This is a genomic window from Streptomyces sp. NPDC102360 (assembly GCF_044766085.1).
In the GTDB taxonomy this organism is placed as follows: domain Bacteria; phylum Actinomycetota; class Actinomycetes; order Streptomycetales; family Streptomycetaceae; genus Streptomyces.
On the sequence record NZ_JBIWLG010000001.1, the window covers coordinates 1,063,386 to 1,079,711 of the forward strand.

The 16,326-nt window shown below is 71.4% G+C and carries 17 protein-coding genes and 2 pseudogenes; 10 read left to right on the forward strand and 9 right to left on the reverse strand.

All coding sequences use genetic code 11. The annotated features are described in order from the left end of the window. Positions 1 to 298: 298 nt before the first annotated feature. A complete protein-coding gene (locus ACIRHA_RS04805) occupies positions 299 to 1,366 on the reverse strand; it encodes a sodium-dependent transporter (protein ID WP_403839842.1) in 1,068 nt (355 codons plus the stop codon). A 199-nt stretch (positions 1,367 to 1,565) separates the two neighbouring features. Here ACIRHA_RS04805 and ACIRHA_RS04810 point away from each other — a divergent pair, with 199 nt between their 5' ends. The 3 genes and pseudogenes from ACIRHA_RS04810 to ACIRHA_RS04820 all read left to right on the forward strand — a co-directional run bounded on the left by ACIRHA_RS04810 (position 1,566) and on the right by ACIRHA_RS04820 (position 3,075). Further along, positions 1,566 to 2,411 (forward strand): hypothetical protein, encoded by an 846-nt coding sequence (locus ACIRHA_RS04810; RefSeq protein WP_403839844.1) that lies wholly within the window; start codon positions 1,566 to 1,568, stop codon positions 2,409 to 2,411. A gap of 19 nt (positions 2,412 to 2,430) precedes the next feature. Continuing rightward, positions 2,431 to 2,487: pseudogene (locus tag ACIRHA_RS04815) on the forward strand (hypothetical protein); the annotation flags it as partial. Further along, the gene (locus ACIRHA_RS04820; RefSeq protein WP_403842103.1) at positions 2,488 to 3,075 is read left to right on the forward strand and encodes a hypothetical protein; all 588 of its coding nucleotides are present in this window, start codon (positions 2,488 to 2,490) and stop codon (positions 3,073 to 3,075) included. It abuts the pseudogene before it with no gap. On the opposite strand, the gene ACIRHA_RS04825 is transcribed toward ACIRHA_RS04820, so the two are convergent. From ACIRHA_RS04825 to ACIRHA_RS04845, 5 genes are read right to left on the reverse strand one after another with little or no spacing between them, the layout of a single operon-like run. Next, on the reverse strand, positions 3,030 to 4,385 hold the full coding sequence (locus ACIRHA_RS04825) for a sensor histidine kinase (RefSeq protein WP_403839846.1): 1,356 nt from the start codon (positions 4,383 to 4,385) through the stop codon (positions 3,030 to 3,032). The genes ACIRHA_RS04820 and ACIRHA_RS04825 overlap by 46 nt on opposite strands. Then, positions 4,382 to 5,044, reverse strand: coding sequence for a response regulator transcription factor (locus ACIRHA_RS04830; RefSeq protein ID WP_403839848.1), 663 nt, complete (start codon positions 5,042 to 5,044; stop codon positions 4,382 to 4,384). Before ACIRHA_RS04830 ends, ACIRHA_RS04825 begins: the two co-directional genes overlap by 4 nt. After that, positions 4,998 to 5,729, reverse strand: coding sequence for a phosphatase PAP2 family protein (locus ACIRHA_RS04835; protein ID WP_403842105.1), 732 nt, complete (start codon positions 5,727 to 5,729; stop codon positions 4,998 to 5,000). The genes ACIRHA_RS04830 and ACIRHA_RS04835 overlap by 47 nt, the downstream gene beginning before the upstream one ends. Before the next feature lie 18 nt (positions 5,730 to 5,747). Continuing rightward, the gene (locus ACIRHA_RS04840; RefSeq protein WP_403839850.1) at positions 5,748 to 6,362 is read right to left on the reverse strand and encodes a phosphatase PAP2 family protein; all 615 of its coding nucleotides are present in this window, start codon (positions 6,360 to 6,362) and stop codon (positions 5,748 to 5,750) included. Further along, complete coding sequence (locus tag ACIRHA_RS04845) at positions 6,359 to 7,033, reverse strand: DedA family protein (protein ID WP_403839852.1); 675 nt, start codon at positions 7,031 to 7,033, stop codon at positions 6,359 to 6,361. Before ACIRHA_RS04845 ends, ACIRHA_RS04840 begins: the two co-directional genes overlap by 4 nt. Before the next feature lie 128 nt (positions 7,034 to 7,161). On the opposite strand from ACIRHA_RS04845, the gene ACIRHA_RS04850 reads away from it, so the two are divergent. After that, positions 7,162 to 7,533, forward strand: coding sequence for a BlaI/MecI/CopY family transcriptional regulator (locus ACIRHA_RS04850; protein ID WP_403839854.1), 372 nt, complete (start codon positions 7,162 to 7,164; stop codon positions 7,531 to 7,533). After that, positions 7,530 to 8,465 carry a M48 family metalloprotease gene (locus tag ACIRHA_RS04855; RefSeq protein WP_403839856.1) on the forward strand — a complete coding sequence of 312 codons (936 nt, stop codon included), beginning with the start codon at positions 7,530 to 7,532 and terminating at the stop codon, positions 8,463 to 8,465. Before ACIRHA_RS04850 ends, ACIRHA_RS04855 begins: the two co-directional genes overlap by 4 nt. A gap of 146 nt (positions 8,466 to 8,611) precedes the next feature. Here ACIRHA_RS04855 and ACIRHA_RS04860 read toward each other — a convergent pair whose 3' ends face one another. Then, on the reverse strand, positions 8,612 to 9,247 hold the full coding sequence (locus ACIRHA_RS04860; RefSeq protein ID WP_403839858.1) for a LysE family translocator: 636 nt from the start codon (positions 9,245 to 9,247) through the stop codon (positions 8,612 to 8,614). Between the two features lie 160 nt (positions 9,248 to 9,407). Beyond that, positions 9,408 to 9,713, reverse strand: a pseudogene (locus ACIRHA_RS04865) (YbaK/EbsC family protein); the annotation flags it as partial. Between the two features lie 135 nt (positions 9,714 to 9,848). Between ACIRHA_RS04865 and ACIRHA_RS04870 the strand changes: the two are divergent. Next, complete coding sequence (locus ACIRHA_RS04870) at positions 9,849 to 10,940, forward strand: DUF5937 family protein (RefSeq protein WP_403839860.1); 1,092 nt, start codon at positions 9,849 to 9,851, stop codon at positions 10,938 to 10,940. Positions 10,941 to 11,232: 292 nt separating this feature from the next. On the opposite strand, the gene ACIRHA_RS04875 is transcribed toward ACIRHA_RS04870, so the two are convergent. Further along, positions 11,233 to 11,850, reverse strand: coding sequence for a TetR/AcrR family transcriptional regulator (locus ACIRHA_RS04875; RefSeq protein ID WP_403839862.1), 618 nt, complete (start codon positions 11,848 to 11,850; stop codon positions 11,233 to 11,235). 101 nt (positions 11,851 to 11,951) lie between these two features. Between ACIRHA_RS04875 and ACIRHA_RS04880 the strand changes: the two genes are divergently transcribed. Genes ACIRHA_RS04880 through ACIRHA_RS04895 form a run of 4 tightly spaced genes read left to right on the forward strand, consistent with a single transcriptional unit; the run spans position 11,952 to position 16,313 of the window. Continuing rightward, entirely contained in the window at positions 11,952 to 14,333 is a 2,382-nt protein-coding gene (locus ACIRHA_RS04880; RefSeq protein ID WP_403839864.1) for a xanthine dehydrogenase family protein molybdopterin-binding subunit, read from the forward strand. Further along, positions 14,330 to 15,214 carry an FAD binding domain-containing protein gene (locus ACIRHA_RS04885; protein WP_403839866.1) on the forward strand — a complete coding sequence of 295 codons (885 nt, stop codon included), beginning with the start codon at positions 14,330 to 14,332 and terminating at the stop codon, positions 15,212 to 15,214. Before ACIRHA_RS04880 ends, ACIRHA_RS04885 begins: the two co-directional genes overlap by 4 nt. Continuing rightward, positions 15,211 to 15,699, forward strand: coding sequence for a (2Fe-2S)-binding protein (locus ACIRHA_RS04890; RefSeq protein ID WP_403839868.1), 489 nt, complete (start codon positions 15,211 to 15,213; stop codon positions 15,697 to 15,699). The genes ACIRHA_RS04885 and ACIRHA_RS04890 overlap by 4 nt, the downstream gene beginning before the upstream one ends. Further along, positions 15,696 to 16,313 (forward strand): SRPBCC family protein, encoded by a 618-nt coding sequence (locus tag ACIRHA_RS04895; protein WP_403839870.1) that lies wholly within the window; start codon positions 15,696 to 15,698, stop codon positions 16,311 to 16,313. Before ACIRHA_RS04890 ends, ACIRHA_RS04895 begins: the two co-directional genes overlap by 4 nt. The last annotated feature ends 13 nt before the right edge of the window (positions 16,314 to 16,326 follow it).

Below are 16,326 nucleotides of genomic sequence, written 5' to 3' on the forward strand. Positions count from 1 at the left end.
CACCTGTCAGGTACGTGAGTTGTGCATTCACTCTGCGGGTCGCGGCGCTTAACGTGGCTCTGCCCCATCGCGGGAACTGCGTATGGCCTGGGCGGAGTCGGCGCCGCCCAGGCGACCCGCGGCGCCGATGCGGCGTACACGGCCCGCCGGCCGCTCCCCTCCTTGCGCTCGGCGGGCCGTGGTCGGGTACCTCGAATCTCCCGTAGCGGTGCCGGGCATGAGGATGCAGTAGGCGCAGGTGGGGTGCGCCCTGGTGGGCACAGCCTCTGCCCGGGCCCGCCCTGCTGTTGACGGAGTGTCAGAGGGAGGCGGTAGGGCGGGGAGCGCGGATACGTACGACACGGTTCGCGGCTGTCTTCTGCAGCAGTCCGTAGGCGAGTACGGGCAGCAGCAGGTGTGGCTTGTCCGGGAGCGTCGTGGTGAGCAGGACGGCGCTCGCGCTGCTGTTGTTCATGCCGCAGGCCAACGTCAGTGAGGACGCGGCCGGGGCGTCCAGTCGCAGCACGCGTGCCGCGAGCCGGCCCACGGCGAAGGACAGTGCGCACACCGAGGCCGCCACGACGACGGCGGCGACGAGCAGCAGTGGTCGCGGGTGGGTGAGGAAGGAGGCGAGGGCGCCACTGGCGTTGGCGTAGGTCAGGACGAGCGAGCCGAGGAGGGCGGTCGGGACGACGCAGGCCATCAGGTGGTGCAGCCATGCCTTGGGGAGCGCGAGGTGGCACAGCACGCCGGCCGCGCACGGCAGTACCACCCCGGCGAGGGCGAATCCGCTGCTCAGGGAGTGTCCGGCCGAGGTGAGGGTGGTGGCGTATGCCCCGCTGAGCAGCGGGGTGAGCGCGTGGACGGTGACGGGAACGGTGAGGGGGCTGAGCAGGGTGGAGGCGAGGACGAGGCCGACCATGGTGGGTTGGTCGCCCTGGCCCTTGCCGGTCCACACGGTGGCGCCTGCGGCGACCGGCATGGCCACGATGAGGATCATCGCCGTGATCAGGCCGCTGCCGCCGTCGGTGTCCGGTGTGTGCTGCAGTGCGAGTGCGACGAGCGGCACGATCAGTAGCGGGACCGCGAGGTGCAGGGCGAGCCCGGCGAGCAGCGCGCGCGGTCGGCGCAGCAGCCGGCCGAGCGCGTGTACGGGGACCTGGAGGCCGGCCGCGTAGAGGACGAGGCCGAGTAGTAACGGGGTGGTGTGCACGGGGAGTTGGAGCCCATTGCCGAGTGGCAGGGGGTGCGGGTGGCGCAGCCACAGTCCTGGCCGGGGCAGCAGCAGTGCGAGCAGGTAGGCGAGGACGACGGCCGTGCCGAGCCGTCGGCGCAGCCACGCGGTCGCGCGGTCACCGGGGTTCGAGGGTGTGGTGGGGGCGGCCATGGCGGTGCTCTTCCGTCGTGGGGGCAGTGGGCGGGGGCGGCGCCGCTATGACGGGAAGGACGGGAAGCACGGGACCAGAGCCTGAACCGGGTACGCAGGTGCACATGCCGAACATGATCCTCGGCTCGTCCGCCCCGGGCGCGGCAAGCCGCACGGCAGTCAGGATGCGTTCAGGTTCCCGCTGGCAGGGTCCGGGCCCATGACATACGAGACGCACGAGACCGCCGAGGTCTCACCTGTCCTACCGGCCACCGATCCCGCGGCTTCCGGTCACCGCCTGCGGTGGAACAAGGTCCCCGAAGTCACCGTGTACTTCTGGGTGATCAAGGTGCTGTGCACCACGGTCGGCGAGACCGCGGCCGACCTCCTGAACGAGAACCTGGGCCTGGGGCTGACCCGGGTGTCGCTGCTGATGAGCGTGGCGTTGGTGGCCGCGCTCGTCCTCCAGTTCCGCACCCGTGCCTACCGGCCCGGCGTGTACTGGCTGTCGGTGGCACTGATCAGCGTCGTCGGCACACTCATCAGCGACAATCTGACCGACAACCTGGGTGTGCCGCTGACCACCAGTACGACGGTGTTCGCGCTCGCTCTCGCGGTGGTCTTCGCCGTCTGGTTCCGGCGTGAGCGCACGCTGTCCATCCACAGCATCGACACCGTCAGCCGCGAGGCGTACTACTGGCTGGCCGTGCTGTTCACGTTCGCGCTCGGCACTGCCGCGGGTGACCTGCTCGCCGAGCGCATGGACCTGGGCTACTGGCTGTCCGCCCTGCTGTTCGCGCTGGCCATCGCCGCCGTCGCGGTGGCGCGTTTCGCGCTCGGCCTGAACGCCGTGTGGAGCTTCTGGATCGCCTACGTGCTGACCCGCCCGCTGGGCGCCTCCATCGGCGACTACCTCTCCCAGCCGACCCACGGCGGCGGTCTCGGTTTCGGCACCGTGGTCACCAGCGTGCTGTTCCTCGCGGTGATCCTCGGCCTGGTGGTGTTCCTGACGGTGACCCGCCGGGATGTCACCGAGACGGAACGGCGGGCCGCGCACGCCGGTTGAGGGCGGCGGGTGATCCGTCTTCTACTGGACCGTCATCCTGTCGACGTCCATGGCGGGCACCACGATGTCCGACTTCATGAACCGGGACGCGAGCGCCGAGTTCCTGGCCCCGGGCACCACATCGCTGGGCCGGGGTCCGCAGGGTCTCGGGCTCGGCTATCCGGCCGGGGCCGCGATTCTCGTCTCGGTCCTGGTCGTCGTCTTCGCCGCTTGGAAGGCGAGCGGGATGACCTTCGTGATCCGCGACATCACCAGCTTCCGCGCCGAGGCCCTGTTCTGGACGGCGATCCTCGTCTCCAACACGCTGGGCACGTCCGCGGGCGACTGTCTGTCCGACAGCTCCGGACTCGGCTACGCCGGCGGCGCGCTCCTGGTTTCCGGCCTGCTCGCCGCTCTGGCGCTGCTGATGCGGGTGCCGGTCGTGCCCAACGTGCTGCTGTTCTGGCCGGCGTTCGTACTGACGCGGCCGCTGGGCGCTACCGCAGGTGACTTCCTGACCAAGCCGGCCGCCAAGGGCGGTCTCGATCTCGGTACGGCGGGTTCGTCGGCGGTGCTGCTCGCGGTCCTGGTCGGCCTCATGGTGGTCGCCCGGCTGCGCGAGACGCGTTGGGGAGCCGGTCAGCCGGGCGGCAGTGTGATCACGAACCGGGCCCCGGAGGCGTAGTCGGCGTCGTGGGTGACGTCGCCGCCGGCGGAGCGGGCCAGGCGCCGTGCGAGCGGCAGGCCGAGGCCCGCTCCGCCGTGTCCGTCGTGCGGATCGGCGCGACGGCCGGGCTGGAAGAGTTGCCCGGTGAACGATGCGGGTACGCCCGGGCCGTCGTCGGTGAGCGTCAGGCGGATGTGGCCCTGCTCCCGGCGGATGTGTACGACGATCCCGGTGCGGGCGTAGCGCACGGCGTTGGTGAGCAGTGGACTGGCGATGCGTTCGAGGAGTGCCTCCGGGACACCGGCCCGGGGCGCGGGCCCGGCCGTCTCGAGGGTCACTGTCACCTGTCCGAGTGTGTCGGCGTGTTGGGCGAGGCGGCGCAACACGGTCGGTGCGTCACAGGTGCCGGTCGGCGGGGTGGCGGCGGCGTCGCGGGCAGCGTCGAGGAGGGTGTCGCAGATGGTGCGCATCGACTGCGCGGACGCCGCGATCCTGGCGTGCCCGGCCTCGACCTGAAGCGGTGAACGGGGGCGAGAGCTGAGCCAGTCCAGTTCGGCGACGACACGGCTCAGCGGGGTGCGCAGTTCGTGCGAGAGCTCCCCGGTCAGCTGCTGTTCGTGACGTAGGAGGGCGCGGATCCGGTCGAGGAGCGCGTCCAATGAGCCGCCGAGACAGGCGAGTTCGTGAGGGCGGGTGACGCCGGTGAACCGTTCGTCGGAAGCTGTCGCGCTCCACTGGGCGGCCTGCTCGGTCATGGTGTGTACGGGGCGCAGCGCGCGCCGGACAGCAAGGCGGGTCAGTGCGTACGTGCAGGCGAGCATGACGACATCCAGAGCGAGCGACCCGAACAGCAGGGCGTCGGCGGAGCTTTGGTAGGGCGACAGGTCCAGGGCCGCGACGACGGTTGCCGCGCCACCGGTGTGCGCCACGGGCCGCGCACACAGCCGTACGCCGTCGGGCTGCCCGGTGGTCGCGCAATGCGGCCTGCCGGTGTCGGCGAGCGAGACGGCGAGTCGCGCCAACGCCGGGTTGGTGGACGGGGGTTGCTCGATCAGGCGAGAACCGTCGAAGACCCATACGTTGGTGTCGAGGAACTGGTCGTCCGGTGTCTCCAGGACGCGTACGGGCCTGTGTCTGGTGTCGAGGGTCGCGGTGACGGCGGCGGCGCGGGTACGCAGTTCGTCGTCGGCCTGGTGCTGCAGGTGTTCGCGCACGACGGCGTTGAAGACGATGGTGAGCAGCGCCATCACGAGTGTCGCCGTGGTGAGTGCCACCAGGGAGAGCCGGCCGCGCAGCGTGCGCGGTGCCCATCGCGTACGGGATGTCATGACAGGCGGTGGCCGACCCCGCGGGCCGTGCCGATGGTCAACTCGCTGCCCGCGTCGCGCAGTTTACGGCGCAGCCGGGTCAGATACTGGTCGAGCGTGTTGTCGCTGACATGGGCGCCCTCGGGCCATCCCGCGCGCACCAGTTCGCGGCGGCGCACCAGGTCTCCGGACGCGGCCAGGAGCGTGGCAAGCAGCCGGAACTCGGTGGGGGTGAGGTCGACCGGGTGGCCGCCTACGGTGCAGCGGTGTCGGACGGGGTCCAGGGCGAGGTCGCCCGTGGTGGCTGCGTCCTGCCCTCCGGCGCGGCGGATCACGGCGCGCAACCGGGCCGCGAGCTCGGCGAGGTGGAAGGGCTTGGGCAGGTAGTCGTCGCCGCCCGCGGAGAATCCGGCGAGCCGGTCCGTGAGCCGGTGGTGGGCTGTCAGGAAGACGACGGGGGAGCGGAAGCCGTTCGCGCGCAGTGCCTGGCACACGTCACGCCCGTCGGCGTCGGGCAGGCCGACGTCGAGTACGGCTGCCGCGACGCCGGTGGTGGGCAGTCGCAGGGCGGTGGCGCCGTCGGGTGCGGGCACGGCGTCGAAGTCCTCGTCGTGCAGGCCGCGCACGAGGACGTCACGCAGGGCGTGATCGTCCTCCACGACCAGGATCTTGTGGCGCATGTTCCTCCAACGAGCGCGTGGCGGGCGGGTGTTCACCGGTAAGAAGGTGATCGGGCAGCCACCAGGCGGCCGCGCACAGGCACAGGCCCAGCCAGCCGATGCCCAGCAGCCAGCCGCCGAGTACATCGGTGAACCAGTGCACACCGAGGTAGACACGCGTCACGCCGACCAGCAGGCCCCAGCAGACGACCGCCACCGCGAGCGGCGCCCGGCCGCGCGGGGCGCGCGCCAGCAGCGCGATGACGAGGATCCCGGCGCTCAGGGCCGCCGTGGTGGTGTGCCCGGAGGGGAAGGAGAAGCCGGAGGCGTGTGTCTGCCAGTCGGCGTGCGGCGGCCGCTGCCGGTCGACCAGCGTCATCAGGCCGTACCGGACGGCCTGGCCCGCCGCCAGGCAGCCGACCGTGAGTGCTGCACATGCCAGGCGGTGACGGGCGCTGCGGCCCGCGACGAGACCGGCCAGGACCGCGAGCATGTACGGAACGACACCTGTCCCGGTCGCGGTCAGTCCGCGGGCCAACGCCACGACGACCGGCGGCCTGTGACCGGCCGACCAGGTCAACGCCTGCTCGTCGAAGAACAGCGGACTGTCCGGATGGGCGATCACCACCATGGTCAGCACGCCGAACACGACCCATGCGGCCAGGCCCGTGCCCCCGGCGAGGTCGGCGATCCTTCTGCGGCGCACCAGGTCCTGGGCCATGGCTCACGCCGCAAGGAGCAGGCGCAGCCGGCCGGCGGCGAGGCGGCGGGTCAGCCGGTCCTGCCACCGGCGCACCCCTGCCATCAGCAGCACGCCGGCGACGGCGCCCACCAGCAGGCCCGCCGCCACGTCGTGCGGATAGTGCGCGCCGACCCAGACCCGCGACGCACCCATCGCGCACGCGGCCACCACCGCGACGGCACCGATCCGCCGTGAGACGAACAGCAGCGCCACCGCCGCGGCGGCCGCGATCGCCGCATGGTTGCTGGGAAAGGACCAGTCACCGGGCGCCGGGCACGCCTCCAGGGTGGCGACGTGCAGGCTCTGGCACGGCCGGTCCTCACGCACCAGAAGTTTCACCACGTCGTTCAGGGCGAACGCCACGACGACCACCACCGGCACCGCGAGGGCCGCGAGCGCCGCACCGGCACTGGCCCGGCGCGCCTGCCACCAGGTCGCGACCATCAGCACGGCGAACACCGCGAGCCCGTACGCCGACCAGACCGTCACGGCGGAGTCCAGCCAGCCGGGGGCGTGAGCGGCCAGGCGTGTCACGTCCCGGTAGGCCGAGCCGTCGATCGACGACCCATCGAAGGCGAGGGTGGTGGGCGCGGTCATCCGCGGGCCTCCTTGGTCCTGGTGGCGCGACGGGTGCGCAGCAGTTCAGCGGCGAGCGGGATCAGTGAGAGGACGACGATGAGGGCGATCAGCGGCAGCAGATAGCGGTCCACGTTCGGGATCGAGGAGCCGAGCGCGTATCCAGCGAGCGTCAGCCCCAGGCTCCACGCCAGACCGCCCACGACCTGCCACAGAGTGAACGTTCGCGCGGGCACGCCCAGAGTGCCGGCCAGCGGGTTCAACACCGTGCGCACCACCGGAACGAACCGTGCGAGGACGATCGCCTTGGCATGCCCGTACCGCCCAAGGAGGTCCTCCGCGCGCTGCGCACCCTCCTTCAGCCGCGCAGATCGGCTGCGGGCGAGCAGCGCACCCCCGGCCCTGCGCCCCAGGAGATAACCGCACTGCGCGCCCGCGAGCGCGCCGACGGCCGCGGCGGCCAGCAGCGGCGCGAGGGAGAGGTGCGCACCCGAGGTGGCACTGCCCGTGCACAGCAGCCCCGCCGTGAACAGCAGCGAGTCGCCGGGCAGGAAGAACCCGATGAGCAGCCCCGTCTCGGCGAACATCACCACGCCGACGCCCAGCACACCGAACGCGGACAGCAGCGACTGCGCGTCCAACACGTTCACGGCGAGCTGCGACGATAGAGAGAGCGCAAGCGGTGTGGTCATCGGCGAGAGTCCTTCGCCTCGGCGGAGCGGACGCCCTGGCAGGGGCGTTCCGCTCACGGCGGCTGGTGACTACAATTCTGTAGACGGTCTACTGCACTGTAGACGATGGCGGGGTGAGGATGGTTCCCATGGCCGATGGAATGGACGAGCGCAGGCCGGCCGGCGAGCTGGAAGCCGCCGTAATGGCCGCGCTGTGGGCCGCGGACACTCCGCTCACCGCGGGCCGGGTCCAGGGCGAACTGGCCTCCGGCCTCGCCCGCACGACCGTGACCACGATCCTGTCCCGCCTCTACGAGAAGGGGATCGTCGACCGGAACCGGCAGGGCCGCGGCTACGCCTACTTCCCCGTCCAGGACGCGGCGGGCCTGACCGCCCGCCGCATGCACACCGAACTCGACCGGGACACCGACCGCAGAGCCGTCCTGGCCCGCTTCGTCGCCCAGCTCGAACCCGACGACGAAGAGATGCTCCGCCTCCTCCTGGAGGCCGACGAGAAGTGACCGCCCTGCTGCTCGCCGTGGCCCTCGTGCCACTGCTGCTGCCGTTCGCGGCGCCGCCACTGGCCCGGCGCGCCCTGGACCGTCTCGCGCCTGCCCGCGCGCTGTGGGCGCTCACGGCCTGCGCGCTGGCCCTCGCGGCCTCGTGCGTGGCGGCGCTCGGCGCACTGGTCCTGACCGGACTGCTCAAGCTGCCGCTCTTCGCGGCCCTCGAAGACCTCATCCACCCCCTGCGCACCCCCTCCGACCTGCTGGTCCTGCCCGCCGCCGCACTGGCCACCGGGGCGCTCGCGGTCAGCGCCTGCATGCTGGTGCGCTCCGCGCTGCGTCAAGCGGGCGCGTTCCGCACGGCCCACACCGAGGCGGACCGCCGCCCCGCCGCCGGCGACCTCTGCGTCGTCGAATCTCCCCACCCCGACGCGTACGCGCTGCCCGGCCGCCCGCACCGCATCGTCGTCACCACCGCGATGCTGCGCAGCCTCGGCGCCGCCGAGCGCGAGGCACTCTTCGCCCACGAACGGGCCCACAACCGCGCGGGCCACCACTACTTCCTGGCCGCCGCCGAACTCGCCGCGCACTGCCACCCCGCCCTGCGCGCGCTGCGGGCCGACATCCGGTACGCCGCCGAACGCGCCGCCGACGAGGCCGCCGCCTCCGCCGTCGGGGACCGCCGCCTCACCGCACGCGCCATCGCCAAGGCCGCACTCGCCGGCCGCGCCACCGCGTCCCCGCGCCCGGCCTTCGCCCCGGCCGCGACGACCGGCCCGGTACCCCGCCGGGTCACCGCACTCCTCACTCCCGGCCGACCGCGCGCCGCCCGCTGGGTCGCCCTCGCCCTGACCGCGGGTGTGATGCTGTCCGCGGGGGCCGCCACCACCGCTCTCCTCGGCGTGCACCACCAGGTCGAGGTCGCCCAGGGCGAAGAACGCACTTGACGTCCTTGTCTGCGCCTCGCGGTAGATGCCGGTGACGCGTACGGTCCAGGGGTGCGGTAAGCGATCGCTTAGCCGCGTCGGTGCAGGACGGCGGATGGGTGTCTTCCCTGACAATGCGCGGCCGATTTCGTTACCGGTCTGAACCGTCAGTGGCGGGTGGCGGCGATGATGACGCCCAAGCCGATCAGCGCGGCTCCGCCCACCGCGCCGATCATCGAAAGGCGGCGGTCGGATCCGGCGAACCAGGCGCGGGCGGCCGAGGCGCCCAGGCCCCAGACGGTGTCGCAGATCAGGCCGATCCCGGCCGGAATCAGGCCGAGGACCATCATCTGCAGCGGGATGTTCCCGGCGTCGTGGTTGACGAACTGCGGGAGGACGGCGGCGAAGAACACCAGGCCCTTGGGGTTGGTGGCGCCCACCAGCAGGCCGTCCAGGACGGTGCGCAGATCGCCGCGCCGTTCGCCCTCCTCGGTCGTCAGGCCGGCGTGCAGGCGGCCGCGGTGGCGGTAGGCCTGCACGCCGAGATGGACGAGGTAGCAGGCGCCCGCCAACTTCAGACCGGTCAGCGCCTGGGGCGCGCTCTGGACCACTGCCCCGAGCCCCAGCGCCACGATGACAACGAGGGCGTAGCACCCCAGAAGGTTGCCGAGCACGGTCGCGAGGGCGGTCCGCCGACCGTGCGTGAGGGCGCGGCCGACGACGAACAGGACGCTGGGCCCAGGAATCGCGATCACCACGAAACACATCGCCGCGAAGGCCATGAGGCTCGATGCGGACACCATGACGGAACGCCTTTCCTGAGAAACCTGGGGGGAGGGTCAATGCCTGGGGGGAGTCACTGGTGGAGTCGTGCGACCAGGGATCGCGGCAGCCGGGCGAGGACCTCGGCCTTGACCTGGAGGGTCCGGGCGGCGGACCCCGCACCGCAGAAGACCTGATGGGCGGCACCCCTCCGGGAGTCAGTCCCTCCGCGCGGAGCACATCGACGCCAGCGGTGCGCAGTTGTGAGCGACTGCTGCCGGTGGCGGCCGCCAGGCGAGCGAAGTCGACGCGGTCTTCGGCGCGCAGGGCCACGAGCAGGAGAGCGCTGTCCGACGTGGTGAAGACCAGCGTCTTGACCGCCTGTGCCCAGGGAAAGGGCAGTGCCTGACGCTCGGCGATACTGCGGGCCGGCGCGTGCTCATGGATCGTGTACGCGCCGCCGTCGGCTTCCAGCGTCTCCTGCCACGGCTCCGTGGACGCACTCATGTGGAACCTGCGGCTTTCACCAGGCGGGAGGTCATGACGATGCTCATCGGTCTACCCAGAGGCTCGGGGGCGGGACTGGTGTGAGCCTGGGGCACCAGGAGAGATCCGATCAACTGATTGTGAAATCCTGCAATCGTGATCACCCTGGCCTTCACCGAGACGGCCGAGGAGGACATCGCCTTCTCCGTCTCACCGCTGCTCGAAGCCGTCCACTCCTGGCACGTGCTGACCGACCCCGGACACCACGCCCTGCACGTGCCGTGGGTGCGGCGGTGCCGTCGGCTGCCCGCCGCCCTGCGCCGCCGGATCCGCGAGCACGGCTTCGTCGTGGCCGACTACATCCCCGCGTTCTTCGAAAGCCGCGCCGGCGATCACGACGCCGACTTCGCGGACCAGCTCACCGCCGTACGGGCACTGCCGCCCGCTCTGCTGGCCGCCGAACTCGCCCAGACCCTCATCGACACCACCCGCCACAGCGGACACGACCTCGTCGAAGACCCCGCCACCCGCGACGAAGTCCTCGCCGAACTCCGGCACACCGACCCCGGCCGGGCGGCACGGCTGGACGCCATCCTCACCGACCCCGTCCCCGTCCTCAACGACGCACTCGCCGTCCTGGAGGACTACTGGAGCACCGCCTTCGCCGAGGAGTGGGAGCGCATCGAACCCTCCCTGTACGAGTCGATCGCCCGCGCGGGAGCCCGGATCGCCCACCAGGGCCTGTTCCCGATGCTCCGCACCCTCGCCCCTCAGATCCGCATCGACCCCGGCCGGCGGACCCTGCGGCTCGACCGCCCGCACGACCACGACATCACCATCACGCGGGAACACCCCGTGACGTTCACGGCCAGCCACTACGTCTGGCCCCACGTCCGTGTCACCTGCGACAGCCCCTGGCCCGTGCGGATCACCTACCCTGCCCTGCCCCTCGCGCCAGCCCGGCCCACCAGCCAGGAAGACACCCTCACCGCCCTACGCGCCCTGGCCGCCGCCCCACGCCTGCAGATCATCACGCACCTGGCCGCCCAGAGCCGCAGCACCCAGGAACTCGCCACCCTCCTCGGCCTGTCCGCCTCCGTAACCTCCCGCCACCTCCACCAACTCACCCAGGCAGGACTCACCACCACCCGCCGCGAGGGCTACTACGTCCTGTACTCCCTCGACCGCACCCGTCTCGACGAGGTCTCCGAGGCTCTCGCCGCGCTCACCGCCGCACCCTCGGCCTGACGCGGCGGCTCGGACCTGCGGCACGGGCCTCTCACCCTCCAGGGCCGATTCCAGGGCCGATTCCAGGACCCGCCGGGTCAACTCGGCCAGCAGACCGCCCTCCCCGGCCTCGATATCACTCACCACGTCAGTCCTCAACTGTCGTCGACGGCAACCGCAAGGGAGTCTTCACGCGCGACCGCAAGGCAAAGGCGGCGGCGAACGAACTTCGGGGGTGTTGGCGGGGGTTGGGCGACAAGCGACCGGCGGAGGAGGACTGACCGGACTTGCGGAGGAGGGCTGACCGGGCTTGTCACTGACCTGGCGTCCTCTCCTGCGCGGGAGCGCCTTCGTGCCGCTGGAGCTTCTGCTCCACGAATGCGAGGGCCTCCTCGTGCCGGGTCGTCATGCCCATCGCGTTCTCCATCATCAGGTTCCGGCCGAGCGCGTTGGTCAGGACGAGCAGTACGGCGGGGGAGAGATCCTTCGGCAGCTCCGTGCCCTGCTCCGCGAGCCCGCGCGTGAGTGCCTCCAGTTGGGCCTCGCGATAGCGCTCCGAGGTGGCGGCCAGCTCGGCGCGGATCACCCTGCGGTGATTGGCCAGAGCCGCGAACTCCGTGGTGAGCGCGTTGCCGGGGTGGCTGCTCAGCCGCCACAGGGCCCGCAGCGGTTGCGGCCCCGACAGCAGACGGGCCTGCCGCTCCAGTTCCTCGTCCCCGCGCCGCCGCAACACGGAGAGGAACAGGTCGTCGAGCGTGCGGAAGTAGTAGAGCACCAACGCCGGGGCCACTTCGGCCTCGCGCGCCACCCTGCGTACGCCGACGGCGGCGTACCCCTCGGCCAGCATCAGCCGCTCGGTGACGTCGAGGAGCAGCAGGCGCGTCTTCGAGGTTTCGGTGCCCATTCGGCGAGGCGCAGGCGCAGCAGTCATGCGGTCATTGTGCTTGACGCTCCTCGCGAGCGGGTGTTAAACAGTCGTTCAGCACGCTCGGTTAAACACTCGTTCAGCGTATGAGCGGAGGGGCACGACCGATGGCGATGGCTCGAACCGGGGACTTCCCCGCTGGTGCCTCCGATGGCGCCCCCTATGCCGGCACACGCACCTTGCGCGTCGAGGACGCGCGACTTCTGACGGGGGCCGGTACGTACGTCGATGACGTCGTGCGGCCGGGCATGCTGCACGCCTGCTTCGTCCGCAGCCCGATGGCCCGGGCCCGCATCCTCGGCGTCGACGTGGACGAGGCGCTCCAACTCGACGGTGTCCATGCGGTGTTCGTCGCGTCCGACCTCAATCCGGGTGTCCGTGAGCAGTGGTACACGCTGAACGGGCGCGACGAAGCCGACACCCCGAGGCCGCCGCTCGCCGAAGGGGAAGTCCGGTTCGTCGGCGACCCCGTCGCCATGGTCGTGGCCGCGGACCGGTACATCGCCGAGGACGCGGCCGAGTTGGTGGTCGTCGACTACGAGCCGCTGACCCCCGTCGTCGACTACACGACGGCCCTCGACTCCACCGAAGCGGTGCACGCCGACCACCCCGACAACCTCGTCGGCCGGCTCGGCGGGCGCCCCATGGCCGACCTGGAACCGGTCTTCGCGAGCGCGCCGCACGTCGTCGGGCAGACCCTCTACCAGCAGTCCCACGGACCCGTCCCGATGGAGACCCGCGGCATCGTCGCCGAATGGACCGCGGCCGGCGGCGAGATGGCGATCTGGACGGCGACGCAGTCCCCGCACGAGGTCCGGGCCTTCTGTGCGCGCCTGCTCGGCATCGACGAGCACCGGGTGCGCGTGGTGATCCGGGACACCGGAGGCGGGTTCGGGCAGAAGGTGCTACCGCAGCGCGAGGACATGTGCGTCATGCTCGCCGCCGCCCAACTGCCCGCCGCGCTCAAGTGGATCGAGGACCGGCAGGAGCACCTCCTGGCCGCCGGACAGGCCCGCCACGAACACGGCGAGGCCCGCATGGCCATCGACGACGACGGCCGGATCCTCGCCGCGACGCTCGACCATGTGCAGGATGCGGGGGCCTACCCGACGCCGTCGCCCGTGCAGAGCGGCATCGCCGTCGGCATGCTGTTCCCCGGCCCGTACCGGATCCCGGAGGGCACGTTCTCGTCGCGGTTCGTGTTCACCAACACCAGCGGACGCGTCGCCTATCGCGGTCCGTGGCAGTACGAGTCGATGGCCCGCGAGACACTCCTCGACACTGCGGCCCGTCAACTCGACCTCGATCCGGTGGAGTTACGCCGCCGGAACATGCTCGGCACCGACGAGCTGCCCACCGCGAACTTCAACGGCATGCCCTACGACCACATGTCCCCGCGCGAGACCTTCGAGAACGCCCTGACGATGCTCGACTACGACGCGTTCCGCCGCGAACAGGAACGCGCCCGCGCGGCGGGCCGCTACCTCGGCGTCGGCACCTGTACGTACGTCGAACCGACCGCGGGCGCCACGCCGTTCCACGCCACCGAGGGCGCCACCATCCGCATCGAGCCGTCCGGCAAGGTCAACGTGTACGTCGCCGGTGGCTCCTGCGGCAACAGTCTGGAGACCACCGTCGTCCAGCTGACCGCCGACGCGCTCGGCGTGGCGATCGAGGACGTCAGTACCGTCCAGGGCGACACGGCCGTCACCCCGTACGGGGCGGGCACGGGCGGGAGCCGTTCGGGGTCGATGACGGCCGGCGCCGTCGCCGAGACCGCGAGGGGGCTACGAGAACGGATCCTGGCCATCGCGGCACATCGCCTCGAAGTGCCCGTGGAGGAGGTCGAGTTCGTGCGCGGCCTTGCGACCGCCAAGGGCAGTGACACCTCCCTGACGCTCGCCGAGATAGCCGACATCGCGTACTACCAGGTGCACGCCCTGCCGCCCGGCGTACCGGCCGGCCTGGAGGCGAGCGGCCGCTACCACACCCCGCACCTGATGATCTGGGCCAACGCGACCCACGTCTGCACCTGCGAGGTCGACGTGACGACCGGCGAGGTCAAGCTGCTGCGGTACATCGTCAGCGAGGACTGCGGTCCGATGATCAACCCGAGCGTCGTCGAGGGCCAGATCTGTGGCGGCACCGTCCAGGGCATCGGCGGCGCCCTCTACGAGGAACTCGCCTACGACGAGGACGGCAACCCGGTCACCACCACCTTCATGGACTATCTGCTGCCGACGGCGACCGAGGCACCGGTCATCGAGATCGGGCACGTGGAGACACCGAGCGCAGGACCCGGCGGATACAAGGGAGTCGGGGAGGGCGGCGCGATCGGTTCCGCGCCTGCTGTCGTGAACGCGGTCGCCGATGCACTCGCGCCGCTCGGAGTCCGGATCGGCCGGCTGCCCCTGACCCCGTCATCAATCATCTCCCTCATCGAGGAGCAGGAGCAGGAGCAGGAGCTGAAAGGGGTGACGGTCAAGTGAAGCCCGCTCCGTTTGCGTACCACGCGCCCACCAGTGCGGATGAAGTTGTCGCCCTGCTCGGCGAGTTGGGCGATGAGGCGAAGGTCATCGCGGGTGGACAGAGCCTCGTACCCATGCTGGCACTGCGCCTGGCGGCCTTCGGGCACCTCGTCGACCTGCGTCGCCTGGACGACCTGCGCGGCATCGAGCGGCGCGAGGACTCCGTGAGGATCGGGGCGGGCACGACCCAAGCCTCCGTGCAGCGCTCCGACGAGGCGCGCGTTGCCGTGCCGCTCCTCGCCCGTGCGACGCCTCTCATCGGGCACTTCCAGATCCGCAACCGAGGCACCATCGGTGGCTCACTCGCGCACGCCGACTCGGCTGCCGAATACCCGGCAGTGGCTCTGACGTTGGACGCCGAATTCGAGGCGCTGTCACCGCGCGGCCGCCGCACCATCCCGGCCTCTCGGTTCTTCACCGGTACGTTGAGCACGGCGCTGGCCGAGGACGAGCTGCTGACCGGAGTGAACTTCCCTGTGTGGCAGGGGCGTTGCGGCTTCGCGATCGAGGAGTTCGCGCGCCGTAGCGGCGACTTCGCCATCGCGGGGGCGACGGTCGCTCTCCGGGTGGACCAGAGCGGCCGTCTCGACCGGTGCGCCATCGGCCTGTTCGGCCTCGGTCCGACCGCGGTCCGTGCCCGGGAGGCGGAGGCCACGCTGGTCGGCTCCGAGGCGCTCGGGGCCGATGCCGAGGACGTCGGGCGGTCCGCCACCACGAATCTCGACTCCGTCCCCTCCGATCTGCACGGATCGGCCCCCTACCGTACCCGCGTGGGCGCTGCCATGGTCGCCCGCGCCTGGCGCCGCGCCGTACAGGAGGCACTGCATGGAGGCATGGCATGACTGACACGTCCACCATCGACATCCACGTACGCGTCAACGGGACCGGCCGGCAGGCGACCGTGCCGCCCCGGCTCACCCTCGCCGACTTCCTGCGCGTGAACTGCGGACTCACCGGCACCCACCTCGGCTGCGAGCACGGGGTGTGCGGCGCGTGCACGGTGCTGCTCGACGGGGAGGCCGTCCGCGCCTGCCTCGTCTTCGCCGTGCAGGCCGACGGTACGGAGGTCACGACTGTGGAGGGGATCGCCGGGCCCGATGGCCAACTCTCCACGGTCCAGACGGCGTTCCGCGAACACCACGGGCTGCAGTGCGGGTTCTGCACGCCGGGCTTCGTCGTGTCGGTCACCGCCTTCCTCGCCGAGAACCCCAAGCCCACGGACGACGAGATCCGCGAGGCCCTGACCGGGAACCTGTGCCGGTGCACCGGATACCAGGGGATCGTCAACGCGGTGCGCGCTGCCGCGGAAGAGGGGACGTCGGCATGAAACTGGAGAACACGATCGGTATTCCGGTCCCGGTGGCGGACGCCTGGAAGGTCCTTCTCGACGTCGAGCGCGTCGCCCCCTGCGTTCCCGGAGCCACACTCACCGCCAGCGACGGCGACGCACACCGCGGCAGGATCAAGGTCAAACTGGGCCCCATCGCCCTCACCTACCAGGGCACCGTCACCTTCCTGGAACGCGACGAGGAGAAGAGGACCGTGGTCCTGGAGGCGGGCGGCCGCGAGGCGCGCGGCAACGGCACCGCGAAGGCCCTGGTGACCTGCCGGCTGACCGAGGCCGACGCCGGCGGCGCCCACACCGACGTACACGTCGAGACCGAACTCACCATCACCGGCAAGCCCGCCCAGTTCGGCCGGGGCACGCTCGCCGAGGTGTCCGGCGCGCTCATGGACCGGTTCGCCGAGAACCTCGCCGTCGAGCTGACCGCCGACTCGCCCCAAGACGAGACCGTCTCCCCGCCCCCTGCCGCCGCCCCGCTCGACCTGGTCGACGCGGCGGGGGCGGGCGCGCTCAAGCGAGCCGTGCCGATCGCGGTGGCCGCAGCGCTGTTGCTGCTCCTGGCCCTCGGGCTGCGCGGCCGACGCCGATCCCGCTGACCGGACCTGCCTG

What these genes read in the sequence shown, in the direction of transcription:
- ACIRHA_RS04845 (WP_403839852.1), bottom strand. Translation starts at nt 7,033, where the DNA reads ATGACCACACCGCTTGCGCTCTCTCTATCGTCGCAGCTCGCCGTGAAC.
- ACIRHA_RS04860 (WP_403839858.1), bottom strand. Translation starts at nt 9,247, where the DNA reads ATGGTGTCCGCATCGAGCCTCATGGCCTTCGCGGCGATGTGTTTCGTG.
- ACIRHA_RS04880 (WP_403839864.1), top strand. Translation starts at nt 11,952, where the DNA reads ATGGCGATGGCTCGAACCGGGGACTTCCCCGCTGGTGCCTCCGATGGC.
- ACIRHA_RS04895 (WP_403839870.1), top strand. Translation starts at nt 15,696, where the DNA reads ATGAAACTGGAGAACACGATCGGTATTCCGGTCCCGGTGGCGGACGCC.
- ACIRHA_RS04825 (WP_403839846.1), bottom strand. Translation starts at nt 4,385, where the DNA reads ATGACATCCCGTACGCGATGGGCACCGCGCACGCTGCGCGGCCGGCTC.
- ACIRHA_RS04830 (WP_403839848.1), bottom strand. Translation starts at nt 5,044, where the DNA reads ATGCGCCACAAGATCCTGGTCGTGGAGGACGATCACGCCCTGCGTGAC.
- ACIRHA_RS04820 (WP_403842103.1), top strand. Translation starts at nt 2,488, where the DNA reads ATGAACCGGGACGCGAGCGCCGAGTTCCTGGCCCCGGGCACCACATCG.
- ACIRHA_RS04840 (WP_403839850.1), bottom strand. Translation starts at nt 6,362, where the DNA reads ATGACCGCGCCCACCACCCTCGCCTTCGATGGGTCGTCGATCGACGGC.
- ACIRHA_RS04850 (WP_403839854.1), top strand. Translation starts at nt 7,162, where the DNA reads ATGGCCGATGGAATGGACGAGCGCAGGCCGGCCGGCGAGCTGGAAGCC.
- ACIRHA_RS04890 (WP_403839868.1), top strand. Translation starts at nt 15,211, where the DNA reads ATGACTGACACGTCCACCATCGACATCCACGTACGCGTCAACGGGACC.
- ACIRHA_RS04875 (WP_403839862.1), bottom strand. Translation starts at nt 11,850, where the DNA reads ATGACTGCTGCGCCTGCGCCTCGCCGAATGGGCACCGAAACCTCGAAG.
- ACIRHA_RS04805 (WP_403839842.1), bottom strand. Translation starts at nt 1,366, where the DNA reads ATGGCCGCCCCCACCACACCCTCGAACCCCGGTGACCGCGCGACCGCG.
- ACIRHA_RS04810 (WP_403839844.1), top strand. Translation starts at nt 1,566, where the DNA reads ATGACATACGAGACGCACGAGACCGCCGAGGTCTCACCTGTCCTACCG.